This window comes from Limosilactobacillus balticus, from assembly GCF_014145615.1.
Classification (GTDB): domain Bacteria; phylum Bacillota; class Bacilli; order Lactobacillales; family Lactobacillaceae; genus Limosilactobacillus; species Limosilactobacillus balticus.
In genome coordinates this window covers 1-23,934 of record NZ_JACIVH010000041.1, presented here as the reverse complement: position 1 = coordinate 23,934, position 23,934 = coordinate 1, and the positions used below count along the sequence as shown (strand labels likewise).

Sequence of the window (23,934 nt, the reverse complement as noted above, 5' to 3'; positions counted from 1 at the left end):
TATAACAAAAAGAGGAAGTAAGATAGCACCCACTTAGGAGTCCTATTCCTACTTCCTTCTAATTTACGCAAGATGATCTAAAAATTCACCAATTCGTTTAATAGCTTCTGTTAGGTTTTCATCAGAGGAAGCATATGACAAACGAACATAGCCGTCGCCACCCTTACCAAATGCGCTACCTGGTGTTACTCCAACCTTTGCTTCTTTAGCAAGCTGCTTTGCAAAGGCAACATCGTCAGTACCAAATTGGGTTGGAATCTTAGCAAAAAGGTAAAATGCCCCCTCAGGAGTTAACATTTCAAAGCCCAATTCCTTAAGACCGGTAACGAGTAGATCACGGCGATGTTGGTAAATCTTTCGAAATTCTAATGGATCATCTAAACCATTCGTCAGTGCTTCTGCTGCGGCAACTTGAACGTTATTAGTTACCGTTGTGACTAAGAAGGCATGCATCTTTGAAATATTAGCCATGATCTTAGCTGGAGCGGCAACATATCCTAAACGGTAACCAGTCATTGCGTGAGATTTTGAAAGTCCAGAGATGAAAATCGTCCGCTCTGGAATCATGGTAGCAATTGAATAGTGTTCTACTCCATAGACAAGTTCGCTATAGATTTCATCAGCAATCGCATATAAATGATGCTTCTTAATTACTTCCGCTAATCCTGCTAGAACTTCTTGCGGATATTCACGACCAGTTGGGTTGCTTGGATAGTTAAGAATAACGGCTTTAACGCCTTTTCCCTCTTCTTCAAGAACTTCTTCAAGCTTTTCTGGAGTTAAAACAAAATTATCTGCTGAAGTATCAACCTGAACAACCGTTGCTCCTGTCATTTCAATCAACGGGAAGTACAGGGAGAAAATTGGGGTAGGAACCACAACTTTATCTCCAGTATTAAGAATTGCAAATAAGGTGGCATCGAGGGCCTCAGTTGCTCCCACAGTCGCAATTATTTCTGTTTGCGGGTCATAGTGCACATCACGAGTATTCTGAATATAATCACTGATTGCTTCAAGTAATTCTGGCTTTCCCATTTGAGGAGCATAGTGAGAATCATCTTCCTCAATACTTCTAATGGCTGCTTGCTTAACGTGTTCAGGAGTTGCCATGTCTGGTTCTCCTAATGTTAATTTAATAATTCCTGGGATCTTTGAAACTTCTTTGTTGAATTCACGGATACCTGATGGCTGTAACGCATCTAACTTGTGACTAACAGTTCCATATAAATCAGCAGATAACTCTGGCATTGTTCGATCTCTCCTCGATTTTTATTTATAATAGATTTAAAAAACGCTTTATAAAAATTTTACCCGAACAATAAAATGTTTTCAATATAAAAATAAGATTTTTCTCATTTATTTTAAATTAAATTAAAAAGCAACTTAAAATAATTAATTAAGCTGCTTTTTTAGTGTAAATTCATCTTTTTTACGTATATATATTAAATGAAGAATATTTTTATTCTAAGAAATCTTTTAATTGCTTAGAACGTGATGGGTGGCGTAATTTCCGGAGCGCCTTAGCTTCAATCTGACGAATCCGTTCCCGCGTTACCCCGAAAACTTTTCCAACTTCTTCAAGCGTTCGTGTTCGACCATCATCTAATCCAAAGCGAAGCCGGAGAACGTTCTCTTCACGATCAGTTAACGTATCCAGAACATTTTCAAGTTGCTTCTTCATCATTTCATAAGCAGCATGGTCAGCTGGACTTGTCGCATCTTGATCTTCAATAAAGTCCCCTAAATGAGAGTCATCCTCTTCACCAATAGGCGTTTCAAGTGAGACTGGTTCTTGGGCAATTTTAAGAATATTCCGTACTTTCTCAGTTGGCATATCCATTTCTGCACCAATTTCTTCTGGTAACGGCTCACGTCCTAAATCTTGAAGTAATTGCCGTTGAATCCGAATCAATTTGTTAATAGTTTCAACCATATGAACTGGAATCCGGATTGTCCGTGCTTGATCAGCAATTGCCCGCGTAATAGCCTGACGAATCCACCAGGTAGCATAAGTAGAGAACTTAAATCCTCGCCGGTAATCGAATTTTTCAACGGCTTTCATAAGTCCCATGTTACCTTCCTGAATTAAATCAAGAAACTGCATTCCACGACCAACATAACGCTTTGCAATTGAAACAACTAACCGCAAGTTTGCCTCAGCTAGTTCTTGTTTAGCTACTTCATCACCTTTTTCAATCCGTAAAGCAAGCTGAACTTCTTCATCAGCCGTCAAAAGATTTACACGACCAATTTCTTTCAAATACATCCGCACAGGATCATTAATTTTAACCCCCGTTGGTGCCGATGTATCCTTCATGGCAGATTGAGATAATTTTTCAGTAGCTTTTAAAGCACGAGGATCTGGATCCCCATTTTCATCGACAACACTAATTCCGGCATCTTCAATATTTTGAAGCAAATTATCAATCCCATCAGCGTTCAATTCAAATGGTTTAGCAATTTTAGTAGTTAATTCATCATATTCAATCTGCTTTTGCTTCTTGTAATTACGAATTAACTTACCAACTGCGGTGTCATATTCTTGTTGGTCAAAATCGGCGCTGTTAGAAATAACAATATCTTTTTTCTTGCTTTTTGCCATATTAATTAGTCTCCTCCGTTTTTAAGCGTTGCTGCTGCTTTAATAATTTTACCAGTTCAATCGTTAATTGCGTAGCTAATTCTGTATTATGCAATGAATTAGCTTCTTTTAACTGGGCTTGCTTATCTGCAATTTGCGCAGCTAACGGTGTTTGTTCTACGATCATATGGATACAATCATCAATTGCCCGCATATCAACTTCTTGGTCAACATTTAAATTTTCAATTTGTCCAAGAGTTCCTTGTAAACTACTTTCATCTAAATAATCAAGAAAGTCAGCCGTTGAATATGATCCATTTTCAGAAAAATAACTGGCTGCTAATAAATACAAGGTTTGATATTTTTCATGCGCAAAATGAAAATTGTGATCTGATGTCACATGCATCCACACTTCACGATCATATAGCATATACCTTAGTAAGATCTGTTCTGCTAATTCAGTCCTACTAAGTTTAATTTTTCGATGTTCTTCTTCACTAGTTTGTTGAAACTGTTGGCGACGAGCTAGTGAAGGCTGTTGCTTAATCCCTGGCTGATTAAGAATTCCTAGTTGTTGTCGCAATTGATCTAACTGTGTCTTTAAGGTTTGTCGATCTAAATCGAACTCACCCGCCAACCGTTGCAAGTACATATCTTCTTCTAAGGGAGCTTGAACTTGAGCAATTACCTTCAGTGCTTGGTTAAGGTATTGCATTAGTTCATTCTGATTATCTAAATTCTTCCCATTTCTTAAAAAGCGCAGGTAAAATTCTGTTGTTGTTTCTTCCTTATTGGTAAGATAGGCGTTAAATTGCTGTGGACCATACTTTTGAACATATTCATCTGGATCGATCCCAGCTGGCAGTTGGACAACCTTTACCTGCAACTGATTAGGTCGATGATCATTAACGAGGCTAATTGCACGATCAATTGCATTTTGTCCCGGTTGGTCTCCATCGTAGCAAATATCTAATTGCTTAGTGGCACGCCCAATAATCGCTACTTGCTCTTCGGTAAAACTGGTTCCCATTGAAGCAATTCCATTTTCGATCCCTGCAGCAAAGGCAGAGATTACATCCATAAATCCTTCAAATAAGTATAATCGACCATCTTTACGGGCAGCTTTTCGTGCAACGTCAAAATTAAATAATGTTCGCCGTTTATTGAAAATCGGTGTCTCAGGACTATTTAAATATTTCGGTAAATTTGTTTTACTAGTATCGATTAATCGCCCGGAAAAAGCGATCACCTGTCCTTGACCATTTTTTATTGGATACATTATCCGTTCAATAAACCGGTCTCGCAACTCTCCCTGCTGGTCTTCACTAAAAAGCCCACTTTTTCTTAGCAATTGGTAATCAACTTTTTGTTGCTGGAAGAAAGGCTTCAAGATTCGCTGATCAGGAGCATAGCCTAAGCCAAATTGCTCAATCAGTTCTTCACTCATTCCCCGTTTTTTTAAATAATTAAGTGCAACTTGCCCAGCCGGTGTATTTACCAATATATGGTGATAAAGTTTAGCTGCTTTATCATGAAGATCAAACAATTGTCGATTCTCATTATTTAATGGTTTAGCCGGAACGCTAACATATTGTTCTGGAATTTTGATATTGCTATCGTTAGCGATTTCCTTAACCGCATCTACAAAATCGATATGCTTTAATTCCATTAAAAATTGAAATACGTTTCCGCTCCGGTGGCAACCAAAGCAATAGAAAAATTGTTTTTCTTCATTCACCGAAAAAGATGGTGTCTTTTCATCGTGAAAGGGACATAACCCAATTAGATTTTTTCCAGCCTGATGTAATTGAACATAGCGCCCAATTACATCACCAATATCAACTGAATTTCGTATTTCATCAATTACATTACGCGGTATCTTTGCCATTGATCCACCTCACTTAGTAAGCGAACAGCAACGAAATGAAAGGTCGCAACCTAACGGAATGCGACCTCCACCTATTTTTACATTTAACTAGTATCTATAATACCACAAGTTAGCAGCAATACAATTAAAACGTCTTATTTTACAATCAAGTTATCCAAGTTACCAATTAATGATGCTTGATTAGCCAAAATACTTAATTGGGCCAAACGATTATTACGAATATCTTCATTCTTATCCATAATCATATTTTCATCAAAGTATTCACTAATTATTGGTGTTAAAGTCCGTAAGGCTGCAAAGTGTTCACTTACTGTTTGTTGGTCTTCTTTAAGCAATTCCGAAACAGCAGTATGCATCTTAGCCTCAGATGGATTTTCAAATAAATTAGGATCTACCGAAAGTTCACTAACTGGACGATTATCCTTCTTTGCAATCCGTAATACCCGGGTAAGGGCTTCGATATCTTCCTTAAAGTTAGCATCGTCCTTATGCTCATCAATAGTTTGAATGGCTGCAAGAACATTGGCAATATCATTTTGGCGAGTATCGATAGCTGCATCAATAATATCGTGACGAACCTTTTGACCATGGAATAACTGCTTAATCCGATCTAAGAAGAATGAACGGACTTCATCACTATTCTTATTCAAATCAAAAGAAACATTGACTTCAGCGTTTTCAAAGGCTGTGATAATTTCTGATTGAGTATTTAACAATGGAAGGTTCCAACCACGATCGGCGATGATCCGGACGATTCCAAATGCCTGCCGACGTAAAGCGTAAGGGTCATTCGAACCGCTTGGAATCATATCAACCGCAAAGAAGCTCATGATACTGTCAAGTTTATCGGCAATTGCTAAGATCGCCCCAATCTTAGTTTGTGGTAATTCTCCTTCTGCCGAGATTGGCATGTAGTGTTCGCGGATGGCTGTGGCAACATCATCTTTTTCACCGAATAACTTAGCATAGATTTCGCCCATGATTCCTTGTAATTCAGCAAATTCACCGACCATTTGCGTAGTAAGGTCAAATTTATAAATATGTGCTGCTCGATCAAGGTCTGCCAGTTCTTCAACTGAAAGGTTTAGTTGCTTACCAAGAACATTTGCAATCACTGCAACCCGCTGCATTTTATCATACATTGAACTAATCTTATCATGGAAGCTAACTTTCTTAAGTCGTTCCACATACTCACCAATTGTCAACTTCTGGTCTTCTTGATAGAAGAATTGAGCATCTTCAAGACGAGGAACAAGAACCCGTTCATTTCCTTTAATAACATTGTCAAGGTAGTCTGTATTACCGTTACGAACGGAAATAAAGTGCGATAAGAGGTTACCATCTTTATCCCGTACACAGAAGAAACGCTGGTTATCCTTCATGGAGGTAATTAAGACTGGATCAGGTAATGCTAAGTACTTCTCATCAAAAGATCCAGCAAAGGCAGTTGGCCATTCAACTAAGTTATTAACTTCCTCTAGTAAGTCCTCATCCCAATCAACTTGCCAGTTGTTCTTATTAATAATTGTAGTAATTTGATCCTTAATTAAATTCTTTCGCTTTGTTTGATCAGCAATAACAAAATCATTATTTAAGCTTTCCTCATAATCATCAGCCTTAGCAATTTCAACTGGATGGCCTAAGAACCGGTGACCTTGTGTTTCTCGGCCGGCTTCAACATCTAAAATATTAAATGGAACTACTTCATCATTTAATAATGAAACTAGCCACCGAATTGGACGAATAAATTGTAAGTTATTGTAGCCCCATTTCATCAAGGTTGGGAATGTCATCGAAGTAATAACTGCTGGCAATCCTTGAAGAACTTCAGCAACAGTCTTTCCGGCAATATGCTTTTCAACAAAGACATATTCAACGCCCTTTACTTCCTTGAATTCAATATCTTCCACAGAGGCACCCTGACCCCGGGTAAAGCCAATCGCAGCCTTTGTCCAATTACCATCGGCATCTTGCGCAATCTTCTTCGCAGGCCCCTTAACTGATTCATCAATATCAGGTTGCTTATCACTTAAGCCATGGATTAATAATGCCATCCGTCGTGGAGTAGCGAATTCTTGAATATCATCAAAAGTGATCCGTTGTTCTTTAAGGTACTTTACTACTCGTGCGTGTAACTGCTTAATACTTGGTGTTACAACGTGAGCAGGCATTTCTTCAACACCGACTTCTAATAAGTATGTATTTGCCATCTTACTTTTCCCCCTTTTGTGCTTTCTTAGCCGCTTGCTTTGCAGCCCGTTCCTTTGCCTTTTCCGCTTTTTTTGTATATTCTTCAACTGTCTTTTGGCGAACTGCTTCATCATGAATCAATGGGAAGCCACGTTTACGCCGCTCTTCAACAAAGGCCTTGGCAATTGATTTTGCCATAATTCGAATACGGTGAAGATAACCAGCACGTTCGGTAACCGAGACAGCACCACGCGCATCTAGCAAGTTAAAGGTATGACTACACTTTAAAACATAATCATAAGCTGGGTGAACCAATCCAAGCTTAATTAAACGTTTAGCTTCTTTTTCGTAATCATTAAAGTCTTGCAGAAGCATGTCTTGGTTACTTTCTTCAAACGCATACTTAGAATGTTCATATTCAGGTTCTTGGAAGATATCACCATACAGAACACCATCTGCCCACTCTAAGTCATAAACTGAGTCAACGTTTTGAATATATTCAGCTAACCGTTCAAGTCCATAAGTAACTTCGGCGGCTACAGGACTCATAGGCAATTCCCCAACGACTTGGAAATAGGTAAATTGAGTAACTTCCATTCCGTCAAGCCAAACTTCCCAACCAACACCGGCACAGCCCATTGAAGGGTTTTCCCAGTTATCTTCAACAAACCGGATATCATGTTCTAAAGGATCTATTCCTAACTTTTTCAAACTACCTAAGTATAATTCTTGGATATTATCAGGAGAAGGCTTCATTAATACCTGGAATTGGTGGTGTTGGTAAAGCCGGTTTGGGTTTTCACCATAACGACCATCAGCAGGCCGCCGTGAAGGTTCAACATAAGCCACATTCCATGGTTCAGGACCAATTGCCCGCAAGAAAGTGTAAGGACTCATTGTCCCTGCACCTTTTTCGTTATCATAAGCCTGCATTAACATACAACCTTGATCTGCCCAATATTGTTCTAATGTAAAGATAATATCTTGCACAGTTAGTTTTTTCGTCATACTTTACTTCTCCTTTCAATGAAAAAGTCCCTACAGTATCAAGTAATCGATACTGTAGGGACGAAGTTAATCGCGGTTCCACCCTACTTTTTTACATCTCTGTAAAACAGCTTAGTTTAAGCGGCTGTTAGAGTGCCAAGGATAAATAAATTACAAGGCTTGCACTATCCCCTGCTCGCTGATTTGGTTTATCCATAATCTCTGTCATTGCCAATATTCAATTAAACACGCTCTTATAATAGAAAAATATTTTACAAATGTCAATCGTTCATTGATAACTTTCCGATATTTTGTTCCCACTTATTCATTTGTCTAATGAACCGCTTTGCTTTCAAGTTTAACCCGACCTCGTTATCATAAAGAGTATCTAAGACTTGTTGAAGGCGTCGTTTAGTAACTGGATTAATTCGAATAGAATTCAATTTTTGCAAGTTAATTGTGGCAAATTGTTGAAGGTAATAAATAGTTTTACGGTCAAGATGAAGACGATGCTCATCAAGTGACCAATGATTTTGGCAAAGCATCCCCCCATATTGTTCAGAGAAGTCTAAAGCCAGATCATTGCGACCACAAACAACACACCGATCCCAAATTGGTGCTACCCCAAAAGCAACTAACAGCTGTGTTTCAATAATATTTGTAATTATTTGCTCATCTAATCCTTTTTCGATTAAGTCTAACGCTGCAGCAACCTGCTTAAACCACTCACCAATACTTCGGCCATCATTAAACGCACTGTCAACCAATGCCAAAATATACGTAACATATGCATTTTTGCTAATATCACTTGCAATATTCTTGTATTGGCTAGTATCGCTAGCGGTATTAATAAAACTTAAGCCATTTTCATCAAGGGAGCCAATGTATGTACCATGGGTGAATGGGAGAATATCAGCAGTCATTCGAAAGCCACGTTTCTTAGCGTTTTTCACAAAAAACATTGCTGGCCCAATCTTATCAGTGAGCATTTTTATTAATAGATCACGTTCACGATAATCCTGTCGATACATAATGATCCCAGTAAATTGTGTGGTTACGCGCGCCATGTAACCATCATCCTTTTAATAGTCTTTATTCCGATAACCATAGTCTTTTAGCATTGCAGACTTATCACGCCAATCTGGAACAACCTTTACCCATAGTTGAAGAAAGACTTTGTCACCAAGTAATCTTTCAATATCTTGTCGTGCCATTGTCCCAATCTTTTTCAGCATTTTTCCGCCCTTACCAATAATAATTCCTTTTTGGCCTGGACGTTCAACAATAATATTAGCCGAGATATGAATATGATTTTCATCCTCACGCTTTATCGATGTCACATCAACAGCTACTGAGTGTGGCACTTCTTGTCTCGTTAGCAAAAAGACCTTTTCACGGATCATTTCTGCAATCACAAAACGTTCAGGGTGGTCACTCACTTGATCGGCAGGGTAGTATTGTGGGCCATTGGGAAGAATCTTAATAAGATCATTAATTAAGCTGTTCACATTATTTCCCTGCAAAGCTGAAATTGGCACAATATCCTTAAATGGAAGGGTATCTTTATACTGGTCAACAATTTCAGGCAGATCATTAGGATTAATTTGATCGATCTTATTAACAACTAAAAAGATTGGCTGCTTAACTTTCTTTAAGCGTTCAATAATAAAGTCGTCACCAGGACCGCGCTTCTCAGTTGCACTCACAACAAATAAGACAGCATCCACTTCATCTAATGCTGACATTGCTGATTTTTCCATAAAATCACCTAACTTAGTAGATGGTTTATGAATTCCTGGCGTATCAATAAAAATAATCTGTGCTTCTGGGCTTGTATAAATTCCTTGAATCTTATTCCGTGTCGTCTGTGCAACATTACTCATAATTGCTACCTTTTGACCGACAACATAATTCAATAAAGTTGATTTCCCAACATTTGGGCGCCCAATAATTGCCACAAAGCCAGACTTATAATTTGGATTATCCATATTAAAACTTCCTATCTAATAATTGATAATATACGGGGAATAAAAATAATTAGACCCACCAAGACCGAAAATATCGCTGATATCAGTACACCACCAGCCGCAACATCTTTAGCTTTTTTTACATTTAATTCATAATGGTGGTCAACAATCAAATCTGTAACAGCTTCGGTAACTGTGTTAAGAAATTCAGATGTAAAAACAACAAAGATTGCCAATAAAATCCATAACCATTCCATTGCTGAAATATGCAATACAGCCGACATAATAATGGCTAAGCAGGCAGCTAAAAGATGGTACCGCATATTACGTTCTTCACGTAATACCTGGATAATGCCATCAATTGCATGACGCATTGCTTGAATTAAGTGATGATTTTTCTCAGTTTGATGTTTATCGCGTGAGTCCATAGCCGTCTAGTATCTCCCGTTGTAATTTAAACATTTTTTCTTCATCTGCCGGCTCTTCATGATCGTACCCGTTTAAGTGAAGAAAGCCATGAACAGCTAAAAATCCTAACTCTCGATCAACTGAATGACCCAAGAACTTTGCTTGCTCAGCTACTTTATCGATAGAGATAAACAGGTCACCCAGGTTATCAGGAATTTCGGCAGCCAGTTCGGGATCCATAATAATTGGTGTTTCTTCTCCTGCTTCTTCTGCAGCAAAACTTAAAACATCAGTTGCTCGGTCAACATTCCGATACTGGGCATTTAATTTTTTTATCTCCGGATTATTTACAAATGTTAAAGACATTTCAGTATTATCTGATAAGGAAAGTTCTTTAGCAGCGTACTGTAATAAGTCCCTTACCATCTTCACTTGCTCATTGGGAAGCTGTGCTGTTGTTTGATCGAAAATTTCCAGGTCCATCATTTTTCCTCTTTTTTCTCTTTATCTTTTTCTGCTAATCGCTTTGATGTTTGGTCTTCATAAGCAGTAATAATCCGTGCTACAACCGGGTGACGAACAACATCTTCCGCACTAAATTTAACAAACTTAATTGATTTAATATTATTCAAAATTCGTTGCGCGTTGACAAGACCACTGCGAGTCCCATGAGGAAGATCGATTTGGGAAACATCCCCATTAATCACCATTTTTGATCCAAATCCCAAACGGGTAAGGAACATCTTCATCTGAGCATTAGTTGTATTTTGAGCTTCATCTAAAATTACAAATGCTCCATCAAGAGTTCGCCCTCGCATATAAGCAAGTGGCGCAATTTCGATAATTCCTCGATCAATTAGCCGTTGAGTATGATCAGCACCAAAAATATCATTTAATGCATCATAAATTGGTCGTAAATAAGGATCTACTTTTTCACGAAGGTCACCTGGTAAGAACCCTAAACTTTCACCCGCTTCAACTGCCGGCCGCGTCAAAATAATTCGTTCCACTTCGCCACGCTTTAAAGACGCCACTGCCATCGCTACTGCTAGGTAAGTTTTTCCTGTTCCGGCAGGTCCAATCCCAAACGTAATATCATTATGTTTCATTGCGTTAACATACTGCCGTTGACCAAAATTTTTTACTCGGATAGCTCTACCACGACGATCCTTAATAATCGTTTCGCTATATAAGTCAGCAAAATATTCCAAGGTCCCTCGATGTGCCATCTTCATCGCACTAACAATATCTGTACTGTGGATGCGGATCCCTTGATTTAACAATGAGATAAGGGCCCGAAATACATCGACCGTAAGCTTAACATCATCTTCTTGTCCACTTACTTTAAGATTTTCACCAAATGGTCGAATTTCGACGTCCATTCCCTGTTCAATCAAGCTCACATACTTATCCTGAGTTCCTAGTAAGCCAACTTCTATTTCTGGACTTTCAATTTGAAAAGTTTGTTCAATCGTTTTTTGTTCTCCCACCTATACAATCTCCTTTAATTTAGCAGACTTTATTTAATGATAATTATATCATAGATCACCTTTAACCTCACCACTGCAAGCTTTCGTAAGAGATCGAAGTTATTTTTCAAAATTAACTTTAACTACTTCTCCACTATTAAAAGTTTTCGTTTTTCCGTCTGCCAGGCTAATTGTTAAAGCACCATCATTTTCTATCTTCTTAGCAGTTCCAGCAATAACCTCACCATTTACTAACACTTCCACTTTTTGTCCTAAAATCATTGAGGCTTGGCGATATTTCTTAAGATACTGTGGATTATCATAGTCCGAATAATTATTAGCAATCTCCTCAATAAGCCGACTGACTAAAAGATTACGATCTGCTGGTGCTATTCCCGTCGCTTTCTCTTTAAGGGCCAGGGGAAATTTCTTTGTAGTAATATTCAAGCCAATTCCTACCACTAAGGAAGCCGTTGTCCTTGATTCAAGGTCTACTACTGCCTCGGTCAAAATTCCGCCAACTTTTTTATAGTCTAAATAAACATCGTTGACCCATTTATATTGGAAATCTTGAGCAGGGAAAAATTGTTTAAGAACTCCCACAATTAAAACTGCAAAAGTTGTTGTCATTAACCCAGCTTGTAGCGGTCTGTCCGTTGGGCTAGGCAGAATCATACTAAAATACAATCCAGTTGCTGCTGGAGAGTAAAAGGACCGTCCCTGTCTTCCATAACCAGCAGTTTGATGATCAGCGATAAATACCGTTGGCGCAGTAACTAGGTGGTGACTCAAAAAAGCTTTTGCAATGCTTTGGGTTGAGCTAACTTGGTCTTTAACATAAAGACGATTAGTAAAGTGATTATGAGTATAAAAATCAATAATATCAGCATTCAACCGTGAATTTCCGGTAAAACGGTATCCAAGATTTCTGCGACTCTCAATATTATTTCCGTTTTTTCGTAAACTGTTGATGGCCTTCCAAACGGATTCACGACTAATATTGAACCGCTGTGCTAAGTCATTTCCAGAAACCCATGAACCCGGCGCTGAAAGTAATTGCCATAAAATTTTCTGTGCAGTTGAATGAACCATTTCTAATCATCTCCTGAACGAAACAACCTTAATGTGACGTAAACGACGAGTAATTGTGACAGCAATAAGCGCTTTGATTGTATCGCCAAAAACAAATAAAATATTTGACGCCAAAGCAGAAATAAAGGTGGTATGCAATTGATTTGCTAACCATATTGCTCCCACTCCTTCCACAAAGATTACTCCCCATAGCCAAACAATCAGGAATTCAGTTATTTCTTGCGTCATCCCATAAAACCAACTGCATTTTAGACTAAGACCAATCAATAACGGGACAAATAACCAGGCGAAAATATATCCGCCAGTTGGGCCTAAGACTATCATAATTCCGCCACGTCCACCAGAAAGCAGCGGCAAACCCAGTACAACTAAAAACACGAAGAGCCATACTGTAATTGTCCCTAATCTTGGTCCAAGGAGTTCCCCAGCAATTATTATTCCCATATTTTGCAAAACAATTGGCACCGGAATAAACCCCAACGGAATTCCTGGGACTGCTCCTAAAACAGCAATAATTGCAACCATCATGGCAACGACAGTCATTTCATGAATTGACAAACTTATCTTTTCCCTAATCATCATCGTAAATCCTTTATTTTTGCATTAATTATATTTAATTGTAACCTTTAATTCAATATATGGGTTACTATAAAGCAAAAAAATGAGGGTGAGAAAAAATTGGCTTTCTCACTCTCAATTTCCGAATTAATTACCTTCTAAAATTTTCTTAGCATCTCTAATTTGTTGACGAACTTGATCAAAACCAGTTCCGCCATAAGAATTCCGCCGTTCAACCGCTACTTTAGGTTGTAAGCAGATATAAACATCTTCTTCAATTTTGGGCGAAATCTTTTTATATTCGTCCAATGGAATATCAACAAGATTTGTCTCTGTTTTAAGGCCTTTTAATACTAACTCACCGACAATTTCATGCGCTTCCCTAAACGGAATTCCTTTAGTAGCAAGATAATCTGCTAATTCAGTGGCATTAGAAAAGTCATGATGAGTTGCATGCTCCATGGCTTCTTTCTTTACTTGAAGGGTGGTAATCATCCCGGTCATGATCCTGATACTTGGAAGAATCGTCTTCACCGCATCGAATAATCCTTCCTTATCTTCCTGCATATCTTTGTTATAGGCAAGCGGGAGCCCCTTCATTGTTGTTAATAAGCCAAAAAGATCACCATAAACTCGCCCAGCTTTACCACGAATCAATTCTGCCATATCAGGGTTCTTCTTCTGAGGCATGATCGAACTACCAGTAGAATATGAGTCCGCCAATTCTAAATAGCCAAATTCATAACTACACCAATAAATCAGTTCTTCACATAACCGTGACAAGTGCATCATCAAAATACTTGCGTTACTTAAAAATTCAAGGGCAAAATCCCGATCAGAAACGGCGTCCAGTGAATTATGATATGGTTCAGCAAAACCTAAATACTTTGCACTTAATTGTCGATCAATTGGAAAAGTGGTCCCAGCTAAAGCAGCCGCTCCTAGGGGTGATAAATCCGTGTGCTGCTGGTTAAATTCAAACCGTTCAACATCTCGCTGATACATTTGGAAATAAGCCATGAGATAGTGTCCATACGAAATTGGCTGAGCATGTTGCATATGAGTATATCCTGGCATAATCGTTTCAACATTTTCTGCTGCTTTATCTACTAATTCTGCCTGTAATTTTTTTAATTCATTAATGATAACAGGCAACCGCTTCTTTACATATAGGTGAAGGTCAGTTGCAACTTGATCATTTCTGCTCCGCCCAGTATGAAGCTTACCGGCAACGGGACCAATTTCTTCTGTCAGCAATGCCTCAATATTCATATGAATGTCTTCATTGTCACTCGAAAATGGGAGTCCTTCACTAGTTAATCGCTCACGTAATTTCTTGAGTCCAGCAATAATCTTATCAGCATCATCTGCTGACAAAATTTGTGTTTCTTTCAGCATTTTCACATGGGCTAATGAGCCTTCAATGTCTTCTTGAGCCATTTCTTGATCAAAACTGATCGACGCATTAAATTGGTTAACTAGTTGGTCGCCAGCTTCTTCAAACCGGCCACCCCACATTCTCTTAATAGGCATCGCTTGTATTCTCCTTTACTTTCTTTTTATTTTTGTTTTGTACTTGAGCATAGACCTTATCTGGTAATTCCCAAAGTTTAATAAAGCCAGTAGCAGCTTCTTGGTCAAATTCATCAGCGGAGGTGTAAGTTGCCAAGTTCTTATCATAAAGCGAATTTGGTGATTTCCGACCTTCACAGATTACATTTCCTTTAAATAACTTTACCCTTACTACACCATTAACAACAGCTTGTGATTCATCAATAAAAGCAACTAAGGATTTCATTAATGGTGAATACCAAAGCCCATTATAAATAATTTCACTCATTTTTTGTTCAATTAATGGTTTAAAGTGAGCTACTTCCCGTTCTTGCGTTAGGTCTTCCAAGTCTTTATGGGCTGCCAATAAAACAGTTGCAGCTGGGCACTCATAAATTTCCCGTGACTTAATACCAACAAGCCGGTTTTCAACGTGATCAATCCGGCCAATCCCATGACTACCAGCTAATTTGTCAAGTTTCATAATTAACTGGTCAAGCGGCATTTCTTCGCCATCAATCGCGGTCGGAACTCCTTCATTAAAGGTGATTTCAATTGTGGTTGGGGTATCAGGGGCTTCTTCAATTGAAACTGTTCGATCATATGCATCAGCAGGTGCCGCAGCCCACGGATCTTCAAGAATTCCACATTCATTTGCCCGGCCCCATAAGTTTTCATCAATGGAATAGGGACTAGCCTTTGTGATTGGAACGGGAATGCCATTATCCTTAGCGTATTGAATTTCTTCTTCCCGTGACCAGTGCCAATCCCGAATTGGATCTTCAATTTTCATATCAGGAGCCAAAGCATGAATTCCTGCTTCAAATCGTACTTGGTCATTTCCTTTACCAGTACACCCATGGGCAATAGCAGTCGCACCATATTGATTAGCAACTGCTACAAGTTTTTGAACAATTAATGGACGAGAAAGTGCTGAAACTAATGGGTACTTTTGCTCATACATTGCATGGGCTTGAAGAGCTGGTAATACAAATTGTTCAGCAAAGTCGCGTTTAGCATCAATTACTACTGATTTCCACGCTCCAACTTGGAGGCCCTTTTCTTTAATCGCTTCAAGGTCTTTTCCTTCACCCACATCAATACAACATGCAATTACGTCATACCCCTTATTTTTGAGCCAGGCAATTGCAACCGAAGTATCTAAACCACCAGAATAAGCTAAAACAATCTTTTCCTTTGACATAATCTCGTCCTCCATCTCATTTGAAATTTGTTGTTTATAAATATACGAGTATTATGAATAAAAATCAATAGATTTAGCATATTTTTTCAAAAAAACTCTTTTTATGCATGAAATATAAGCTATTCATGCATAAAAAGAGTTTACAGATAGAATAATTATTTAATTTTGTTGGTTGATTACCTGTTCATTTTGAATTGGGTAAGTAATTAATTTCGATGCTTCAAGATCTTCTTTATGCATATCAACTGCATTAATTTGACTATTCTCATAAGTCTTGTAGTAGAAAATACCCTTCTTTAGATTTGAACCATCAGAGTAAATTGTATATTCAAAAGTATCCGGCGCAACTTCATCTAATCCCTTTTGTTGTTCAACAGATTGAAGAATATGGAAATAGTTAGTTATGTTTTCAACTTCAGAAGCACCAATAGGGGCATGCATCTTAGTGAAAGTGGCCTTAACAAATCGACTTTCAGAATCCATCCCGCCTGGAAGAAAATGTGTCCCTAGGCCCCGACCATAAATTGGTAAGTCGACACCGGGTGCAAATACATTAGCCGAACTAGCAGGTGAAACACTACGATAGTTGCTAAGGTTTAATAATTGACGAGGAAACTCTGGATTATTGGCTAGGACACCAACCGGATTGTCATAAATGTTTAATCCCTTTGCCGTTGATTCAACTGTTACCGATGCTCCAGTCTTATCAGCAATAATCCAGTGAAGCGGAGCAGCTTGTAATTTATCTGAAAAATTAAGGTTTGCAATGTTTGCATTTGAAAGCAGCTTCTTTGCTTCAACAACTGAAGAAGCTGCTGCAAGAATATAAGGAACTAACTCAAAAGATGCAATATTGTCTTTTCCCTCTTGGATTGGGAAATAGTGGGACGGTCCATCAAAATTAAGGCCTGCCATTCCAACTCCCTTTTCATTTACTCCATCAAAATATAATGGATAATCATCACGAACAATTGATATTCCAATAATCGCATAATGATGTTTAAGATTTGGCATTTCTCGAAATTCTAAAGTCTTATTACGTGGCGTAATCACTACTTCTTGACCAAGGTTTACTTCCAAATCAAGATTACGACCAAAGTAAGAATCACCTGCTGTATAAATTATTGATGTGCACATATAAATGCCCCTTTTCTTTTGAATATACTTCAAATTCTAGTTTAAAAATGAAATAAAGTACAGTAAAAAAGAAAGTTTGAAGAAATTTTATCCTCACACTCTCATTACTACCGCTAATACTACTTGCTCAACTGTTCTTTTACAACCTGGTTAACTACTTTTCCATCTGCTTGTCCTTGAACTCTAGGCATAACCGCTCCCATTACTTGCCCAAAGTTCTTCATGCTAGAAGCATTAAGTTCGTCAATTACTTTCTTAACAATCTTAGTAACTTCATCTTTTGATAACTGTTTTGGCATATACTTTTCAACAATTGCCAATTCATTTTTAGCTTGGTTGATCAGATCTTCTCGTCCAGTTTTTTCAAATTCTTCAAGCGATTCCTTACGTTGCTTATATTCACGTGCCATTACTGTAATTTCTTCATTAGTGCTCAAATCGTGGCCAAGTTCAATTTGTTCATTTTGAACCGCTGCTTTAAGCATCCGGACAACGTTTAATGTTTCCTTATCACGATTCTTCATTGCTAATACCATATCTGACGTTAACTGTTGTAGTAAGCTCATTATTTATCCTTCTTTCATATAAAAAAGCTCTCACCAGGCAACAGGTGAGAGCACACATTTTAATAACGACGACCGCGCTTGTTCTTACGCTTCCGTGCCGCTTCAGATTTCAACTTGCGTTTTACACTTGGCTTTTCGTAAAATTCACGTTTACGATATTCTTGCAATGTTCCGTTACGTGAAACTGAACGTTTAAAGCGTCGAAGAGCGTCGTCTAAAGATTCATTCTTACGAACGACTGTTTTTGACATGTTGATCCCTCCCTCCGAGCTTAAAGTTACGTATTGAGGTAGCAGAAATACTGCTTCCTTTTCACTACAAAAATTATTTTACCCAACATGACCTACCCTGTCAACATTACATTTAAATAAAAATTTAAATTTCTTCTCCTTTTATTCTTCGCTTACTCCACAAGCATAGAAAACGCTTTTTGATATTATACAAATATATGAATATTTATTCTTTTTATAGATTTTTCATTGCATAAATAAACATTTAAGTGTATATTTAGTAACAATTTAATTTTACTATTCTCAAAGGAGTTATTAACTATGAAAGGTTTTAAACATTTATTACTGCTAATGGTAATTGCATTTCCGATATTATGTACACCTATTACTGCATTAGCTGCTAACGAGAGCAGTTCAATTAGCTCTTCGTCAGCCAATAATCCATCGCAAGTCGCTAGTAATGATTCAGTGCAAAAGATTAAACAAAAAGGAACATTGGTTGTTGGAATGAGTGCTGGTTATCCACCTTACGAATTCACAACCAAAGAAAATGGAAAAACTAAATACGTCGGTTTTGAAGTTTCCCTTGCTAAACAATTTGCTAAAGACCTAGGAGTAAAGTTAGTTATTAAAAATATGGATTTTGACTCACTTCTTGTTGCTTTGGAAACTGGTAAAATTGATGCTATTATTTCGGGAATGAACATTACGGCTGAACGAAAAAAGAGCGTTGACTTCTCAAATACATATTATTCCGGTGATAGCTACTTCTTAATTAATAAAGGAGATAAAGATAGATTAGTTAATGCCAAGAGTTTTAATGGGAAAAATGTGGGAGCACAAAACGGGACACTCCAAGCAACCTTGATTTCAAAGGAAATGCCTAAAGCAAACGGTAAAGGTCTTGCTAAACTTTCTTCCTTAGTCATTGGACTTCAATCTCATAAATACGATGGAATTTTAATGGATGCTGCTACTGCTAAAGCTTATGCTGCCAATAATTCAAACCTTTATGCCTTTAATTCAAAATTGCCAAATACTGCTGGTGGAATTGCCATGGCCTTTCCTAAAGGTGATACTTCATTAGTTAATGCCGCCAACCAGACAATTAAAAAAGTTAATAAAGAACAACTAATTAATAAAAAATGGATTCCTGAAGCCTCCCAATACATGAAGAGCTATAAAAAACAAAATACTGTTCTTAGCTATTGGCGTTACTTTGCTAAAGGGATTAAATATACATTAATCATTACAGTTGTCTCTGTTATTTTTGGTTTCCTATTAGGAACTCTCTTTGCACTAATGCGGCTTTCAAAGAACAAATTTTTACATTCAATCGCTGTTTGCTACATTGAATTTCTTCGGGGTACGCCAATGATGGTTCAAATCATGTTTGTTTACTTTGGGATTGGGGCAATTATTCAATCACTTCCGGCCCTCCTCGCTGGGATTATTGCCGTTTCACTAAATTCTGGTGCTTACGTTGCCGAAATTATTCGTTCTGGGATTCAATCCATTCCACTTGGACAAACGGAAGCTGCTCGAAGCTTGGGGATGAGTAAAAATGAAACATTCAGATATGTAATTATGCCCCAAGCACTTAAAAATATTTGGCCAGCATTAGGGAATGAGCTTATTACCTTATTAAAAGATAGTTCATTAGTTTCTGTAATTGGTGTTTCCGAATTAATGTATCAAACGCAATTAGTTCAATCAGCAACTTATAAAGGAGTATTACCTTTATTCATCACAATGATTATCTACTTTATCCTCACATTTACGTTATCCAGGATTTTGCTTTACTTTGAAGGGAGAATGAAACATGCCCACTAAAATGATTGAAATTAAAAACTTACAGAAAAAATTCAAAAATAATATTGTCTTAAAAGATATTTCAGAACATGTTGATAAGGGTCAAGTAATTTGTGTGATCGGCCCTTCAGGAGCAGGTAAAAGTACTTTTCTCCGTTGCTTAAATGCACTTGAACAACCAACAAGCGGACAAGTTCTTTTTGAAGGACAGAATCTGATTGGCTTAAGTGATAAAAAACTCGATCAGTTGCGAGAAAAGATGGGAATGGTTTTTCAAAGTTTCAATCTTTTTCCTAATATGACAGTCCTTAAAAATATCACAATTGCACCAGTTAAAGTAAAAAATATCAATGAAAAAGAAGCAACTAAAACTGCGATGGAACTACTAGAAAAAGTTGGTTTAAGCGATAAAGCTCAACAATATCCAGATCAACTGTCAGGAGGGCAAAAACAACGGGTTGCAATTGCGCGGGCCCTTGCGATGAATCCAACAGTGATGCTCTTTGACGAACCAACTAGTGCCCTTGATCCCGAAATGGTTGATGAGGTACTAAAAGTAATGCGCGATTTAGCTGAATCGGGAATGACAATGGTGGTTGTTACCCATGAGATGGGGTTTGCTCGTGAAGTAGCAGACCAAATATGGTTCATGGCCGATGGGTATATTCAGGAAACTGGGGATCCAGAAGAATTTTTTGCCCACCCTACTAGCCCACGGGCACAAGACTTTCTGAAAAAGATTTTGAAATAAAATAATCCTCGTGAACAGTACACTTCAAGTACCTTTTCACGAGGATTATTTTTGCTTTATTTATTGTTCATCTGGATCTTGATCGAGCTTATAATCAATCTTTTCATCAAATTCAATTTTAAGATCATCAAGTTGTTGTTCACTAACTTTACCAGGAGCTGCCGTTAATGGTTCAACTGCTTTCGAGTTCTTAGGGAATGGAATAACATCCCGAATACTATCAGCTTGAGCTAGTAACATAACCCACCGGTCTAAACCAAAGGCAAGGCCTCCCTCGGGTGGCATCCCCATGGTTAAAGCCTTAAGTAAGAATCCGAAGCGAGCTTCTGCACGTTCCTTTGTATAGCCAAGTGCCTTGAGAACTTTTTCTTGAACCTTTGGATCGTGGATACGAATTGATCCCCCACCGATCTCGTTACCATTCAAGATAATGTCGTAACTTTGAGCATGAGCTTTATGAGGATCTTCCCCATCTTCAAGATAATGTAAGTCTTCTTCATTTAGCATTGTGAATGGGTGGTGAGCGGCAATCCACTTTCCAAAGCCTTCATCATATTCAAACATTGGCCAATTAACAACCCATAAGTAGTTCCATTGGTCAGGCTTAATCATATCTAGCTCTTCAGCGATTGCCCGACGAAGATAGCCAAGTGAATCCGATACAACGTGGAAACTACCAGCAACAAAGAGGATTAAGTCCCCTTCTTTTGCATCCATTTCTTCATTGATTTGTGCAACTTGATCATTTAAGAACTTAGCAACTGGACCATTGTAACCATCAGCAGTTACCTTAACCCATGCAAGGCCCTTTGCACCAAAACGTTTAATGTATTCTTCATACTTAGAAATATCTTTCCGGGAATACTTATCTGCCCCACCAGGAATGCGAATTGCACGAACATAGTTACCATCAGCAACCGTATTAGCAAAGACCTTAAATGAACTATCCTTTACAATGTCAGAAAGGTCATGAATCAACATCCCAAAACGGGTATCAGGCTTATCGGAACCGTACTTGTCCATGGCTTCTTGCCATTCCATCCGTGGGAATGGAGTCTTAACATCTACCCCCACGATTTCCTTCATTACCCGCTTAATTAAACCTTCTGTAACTGTTTGGATGTCTTCAGGAGTTGCAAAACTCATTTCAGTATCGATTTGCGTAAATTCTGGTTGACGGTCACCACGAAGGTCTTCATCTCGGAAACAACGTGCTAATTGATAATACTTATCAACTCCGGCTGCCATTAACAATTGCTTAAATAATTGTGGTGATTGTGGTAAAGCATAGAAATGACCGGGGTAAACACGTGATGGAACAATATAGTCACGTGCTCCTTCTGGTGTTGACCGTGTTAAATCAGGGGTTTCAACATCCATAAAGCCTTCATTATCATAGTAATTGTGCACGATCGAAGCAACCTTACTCCGCAACTTCAAATTACGCATCATTTCTGGTCGCCGTAAATCAAGGTAACGGTACTTCATCCGTAAATCTTCAGAAGCATCAACACCATCAGTAATATCAAATGGCGTTGTTTCTGACTTTGCTAATACCTTAACCTTATCAACAGCTACTTCGACTTTACCAGTCTTCATATCCAGATTAATTTCTTTTTCTGCCCGTAACTGAACTTTTCCTTGAACCTCAAGAACATATTGGTTACGAACCGCATTTGCGATTTCAAATGCTTCTGGATTTTCTTTTTCGTTAAATACTAGTTGAACGATTCCTTCCCGATCCCATAAATCAATAAAGATAAGTCCGCCTAGGTTACGACGCTTAGCTACCCAACCCTTTAAGACAACTTCTTGCCCAACTTGCTGTTCATTTGTATCCCCAGCATAATTTGTTCTCTTCATTCTCCGCTTACCTCTTTCAATTTTTAATAGCAGTTTAAATAAAAAGCACCCTTGAAATTACAAGGGTGCAAATGCACGGTACCACCTTGGTATCACTCAAAAATAACGTCTAAACAACGGAGCGTATTGCTCAGCTTCAAAAGTGTCAATCGAGACTGAAATATTTGGAGCTCTCACCTTTCTCCAATCGCTGATAATTTCAAGTACCCGAGCATTCTTTATCAACAGCTATTAATATCTTTAATTTACATTTTTACCTTACTCGATCCCCTCATAAATGTCAATACTAAGGTTAATTAGTGCCTTATAAATCAACTTTATTTAACAATACTTACCTAAAAATGGTATAAATAAAGTAATTTAATAAAGGAGGAACACCAATTGGAAAGTCCAAATACAGCATGGTTTAAGCACCTTCCTTTAAAAAATATCACTTCTGTTAAACCAGTTAGTGGTGGTGATATTAATTTAGCATATCAAGCCACAACTACTGATGGAAATAGGTACTTTATAAAGGTTCAACCTAACCATTCACAAGATTATTTCAATCATGAAATTAATGGTCTCAAAGCTATCGGTAAGGTCATTAATACCCCGACCCCACTTTATCATGGTGAAATCGATGGGAATGCCTATTTAATTTTAAACTGGCTTGATGAAACTTGGGGTAATCAAGCCAACCTGGGATTAGCAGTTGCCAAAATGCACCAACAGCATAATGATGAATTCGGCTTTATGGACGATCATCAAACCAAGGCCCTTGTAAAAGATAATTCTTGGAATTCAAGCTGGCTTGATTTTTATATTAATCAGCGACTAGAGCCTGAAGTTCAAGTGGCAAGCCAGTGCGGTCGATGGAATAAATGGCGGCAAGAACATTACCAACAAATGGTTAATAAATTTACTGATTACTATCAACACCATGAAGTCATCCCTAGTCTTCTTCATGGTGATTTATGGGCCGGCAACTTCTTATTTGCTGGCGATCATAAGCCATACTTAATCGATCCAGATGCATTATTTGGGGATCGTGAATTTGATTTAGCCATGACAACTGTTTTTGGCGGTTTCGATAATAGTTTTTATCAGGCATATAGCAGCGTCTTTCCATTTGATGATCATTTAGAGGAACGCCTTTCGTGGTATCGTTTCTATTATCTATGCATGCATTTAATCTTATTCGGTGAGAGCTATGGTGGCGCAGTCGATCAAATTTTAAGTCAATACTAAAAATCAAAGGGAGTGGGAAATAATCTCCTCGACAAGGCGGTGGACTAAGCTAGAACGATAATTATCACGTCACGGGTTAATTAGCGTTCGTACTTAGACTCAAGTCTTGTGATTATTTTCCACGTTATCTTGCTATTGTTCGTGAAAACAATTGAGGCTGAGAGAAAGTTTTTTCTCTCAGCCTCTTTGCTTGTGCGCCCGGCATGGGTATTAGCTAGGCGGTGAAAGTCCGCTATGGGCCGTAGTAGTCGGAACCATGAGCTTAAGACAAGGGTGTCCGTCGTGAGACGGAATCTGAAGGAAGTCTAAGGCAAAATACTGCACCGATGAATAAGAAGTAGCTATAAGGCTGAGGGTGACTGGATAAGGTTGCAAACCAAACTGAAGTCCAATACTACTCGAAGTTACTCTTAGTAAAGCTAACGGTGACATGGTATGAAAGTTAATATC

21 protein-coding genes are annotated in these 23,934 nt (G+C 38.1%); 3 read left to right on the top strand and 18 right to left on the bottom strand.

Annotated features, from left to right (window positions below; genetic code table 11):
* Positions 1 to 63: 63 nt before the first annotated feature.
* The 17 genes from H5S10_RS00575 to rpsU all read right to left on the bottom strand — a co-directional run bounded on the left by H5S10_RS00575 (position 64) and on the right by rpsU (position 17,849).
* The gene (locus tag H5S10_RS00575; protein ID WP_182586268.1) at positions 64 to 1,248 is read right to left on the bottom strand and encodes an aminotransferase class I/II-fold pyridoxal phosphate-dependent enzyme; all 1,185 of its coding nucleotides are present in this window, start codon (positions 1,246 to 1,248) and stop codon (positions 64 to 66) included.
* A 211-nt stretch (positions 1,249 to 1,459) separates the two neighbouring features.
* Positions 1,460 to 2,602: an RNA polymerase sigma factor RpoD gene (rpoD, locus tag H5S10_RS00570; protein ID WP_003665864.1), complete on the bottom strand. Its 1,143-nt coding sequence runs from the start codon at positions 2,600 to 2,602 to the stop codon at positions 1,460 to 1,462.
* 1 nt (position 2,603) lies between these two features.
* The gene (gene dnaG / locus H5S10_RS00565) at positions 2,604 to 4,469 is read right to left on the bottom strand and encodes a DNA primase (RefSeq protein ID WP_182586267.1); all 1,866 of its coding nucleotides are present in this window, start codon (positions 4,467 to 4,469) and stop codon (positions 2,604 to 2,606) included.
* Positions 4,470 to 4,603: 134 nt separating this feature from the next.
* Complete coding sequence (glyS, locus tag H5S10_RS00560) at positions 4,604 to 6,679, bottom strand: glycine--tRNA ligase subunit beta (protein ID WP_182588371.1); 2,076 nt, start codon at positions 6,677 to 6,679, stop codon at positions 4,604 to 4,606.
* Between the two features lies 1 nt (position 6,680).
* Positions 6,681 to 7,667: a glycine--tRNA ligase subunit alpha gene (gene glyQ, locus H5S10_RS00555; RefSeq protein WP_003665860.1), complete on the bottom strand. Its 987-nt coding sequence runs from the start codon at positions 7,665 to 7,667 to the stop codon at positions 6,681 to 6,683.
* Between the two features lie 260 nt (positions 7,668 to 7,927).
* On the bottom strand, positions 7,928 to 8,713 hold the full coding sequence (gene recO / locus H5S10_RS00550; RefSeq protein WP_182586265.1) for a DNA repair protein RecO: 786 nt from the start codon (positions 8,711 to 8,713) through the stop codon (positions 7,928 to 7,930).
* A 15-nt stretch (positions 8,714 to 8,728) separates the two neighbouring features.
* Complete coding sequence (era, locus tag H5S10_RS00545) at positions 8,729 to 9,634, bottom strand: GTPase Era (protein WP_182588370.1); 906 nt, start codon at positions 9,632 to 9,634, stop codon at positions 8,729 to 8,731.
* A gap of 11 nt (positions 9,635 to 9,645) precedes the next feature.
* A complete protein-coding gene (locus H5S10_RS00540; protein ID WP_182586263.1) occupies positions 9,646 to 10,041 on the bottom strand; it encodes a diacylglycerol kinase family protein in 396 nt (131 codons plus the stop codon).
* The gene (ybeY, locus tag H5S10_RS00535) at positions 10,025 to 10,504 is read right to left on the bottom strand and encodes an rRNA maturation RNase YbeY (RefSeq protein ID WP_182586387.1); all 480 of its coding nucleotides are present in this window, start codon (positions 10,502 to 10,504) and stop codon (positions 10,025 to 10,027) included. Before ybeY ends, H5S10_RS00540 begins: the two co-directional genes overlap by 17 nt.
* Positions 10,504 to 11,511, bottom strand: a complete 1,008-nt coding sequence (locus tag H5S10_RS00530) for a PhoH family protein (RefSeq protein ID WP_182588369.1) — start codon at positions 11,509 to 11,511, stop codon at positions 10,504 to 10,506. The genes ybeY and H5S10_RS00530 overlap by 1 nt, the downstream gene beginning before the upstream one ends.
* A 99-nt stretch (positions 11,512 to 11,610) precedes the next feature.
* Positions 11,611 to 12,582, bottom strand: a complete 972-nt coding sequence (locus tag H5S10_RS00525) for a biotin--[acetyl-CoA-carboxylase] ligase (RefSeq protein ID WP_182588368.1) — start codon at positions 12,580 to 12,582, stop codon at positions 11,611 to 11,613.
* Positions 12,583 to 12,588: 6 nt separating this feature from the next.
* Positions 12,589 to 13,161: a biotin transporter BioY gene (locus H5S10_RS00520; protein ID WP_182588367.1), complete on the bottom strand. Its 573-nt coding sequence runs from the start codon at positions 13,159 to 13,161 to the stop codon at positions 12,589 to 12,591.
* A 126-nt stretch (positions 13,162 to 13,287) separates the two neighbouring features.
* Complete coding sequence (gene argH, locus H5S10_RS00515) at positions 13,288 to 14,673, bottom strand: argininosuccinate lyase (RefSeq protein ID WP_182588366.1); 1,386 nt, start codon at positions 14,671 to 14,673, stop codon at positions 13,288 to 13,290.
* Complete coding sequence (locus tag H5S10_RS00510) at positions 14,663 to 15,895, bottom strand: argininosuccinate synthase (RefSeq protein WP_035152705.1); 1,233 nt, start codon at positions 15,893 to 15,895, stop codon at positions 14,663 to 14,665. Before H5S10_RS00510 ends, argH begins: the two co-directional genes overlap by 11 nt.
* A gap of 159 nt (positions 15,896 to 16,054) precedes the next feature.
* A complete protein-coding gene (gene bsh / locus H5S10_RS00505; RefSeq protein WP_182586257.1) occupies positions 16,055 to 17,032 on the bottom strand; it encodes a choloylglycine hydrolase in 978 nt (325 codons plus the stop codon).
* A 119-nt stretch (positions 17,033 to 17,151) separates the two neighbouring features.
* On the bottom strand, positions 17,152 to 17,598 hold the full coding sequence (locus H5S10_RS00500) for a GatB/YqeY domain-containing protein (RefSeq protein ID WP_182588365.1): 447 nt from the start codon (positions 17,596 to 17,598) through the stop codon (positions 17,152 to 17,154).
* A gap of 59 nt (positions 17,599 to 17,657) precedes the next feature.
* Positions 17,658 to 17,849, bottom strand: a complete 192-nt coding sequence (gene rpsU, locus H5S10_RS00495) for a 30S ribosomal protein S21 (protein WP_003665847.1) — start codon at positions 17,847 to 17,849, stop codon at positions 17,658 to 17,660.
* A gap of 300 nt (positions 17,850 to 18,149) precedes the next feature.
* On the opposite strand from rpsU, the gene H5S10_RS00490 reads away from it, so the two are divergent.
* The gene (locus H5S10_RS00490; RefSeq protein WP_182588364.1) at positions 18,150 to 19,661 is read left to right on the top strand and encodes an ABC transporter substrate-binding protein/permease; all 1,512 of its coding nucleotides are present in this window, start codon (positions 18,150 to 18,152) and stop codon (positions 19,659 to 19,661) included.
* Complete coding sequence (locus H5S10_RS00485; protein ID WP_269153077.1) at positions 19,651 to 20,391, top strand: amino acid ABC transporter ATP-binding protein; 741 nt, start codon at positions 19,651 to 19,653, stop codon at positions 20,389 to 20,391. The genes H5S10_RS00490 and H5S10_RS00485 overlap by 11 nt, the downstream gene beginning before the upstream one ends.
* Positions 20,392 to 20,451: 60 nt before the next feature.
* Here H5S10_RS00485 and aspS read toward each other — a convergent pair whose 3' ends face one another.
* A complete protein-coding gene (gene aspS / locus H5S10_RS00480) occupies positions 20,452 to 22,254 on the bottom strand; it encodes an aspartate--tRNA ligase (protein ID WP_182588363.1) in 1,803 nt (600 codons plus the stop codon).
* Between the two features lie 381 nt (positions 22,255 to 22,635).
* Between aspS and H5S10_RS00475 the strand changes: the two genes are divergently transcribed.
* The gene (locus H5S10_RS00475) at positions 22,636 to 23,484 is read left to right on the top strand and encodes a fructosamine kinase family protein (protein ID WP_182588362.1); all 849 of its coding nucleotides are present in this window, start codon (positions 22,636 to 22,638) and stop codon (positions 23,482 to 23,484) included.
* Positions 23,485 to 23,934: the final 450 nt, after the last annotated feature.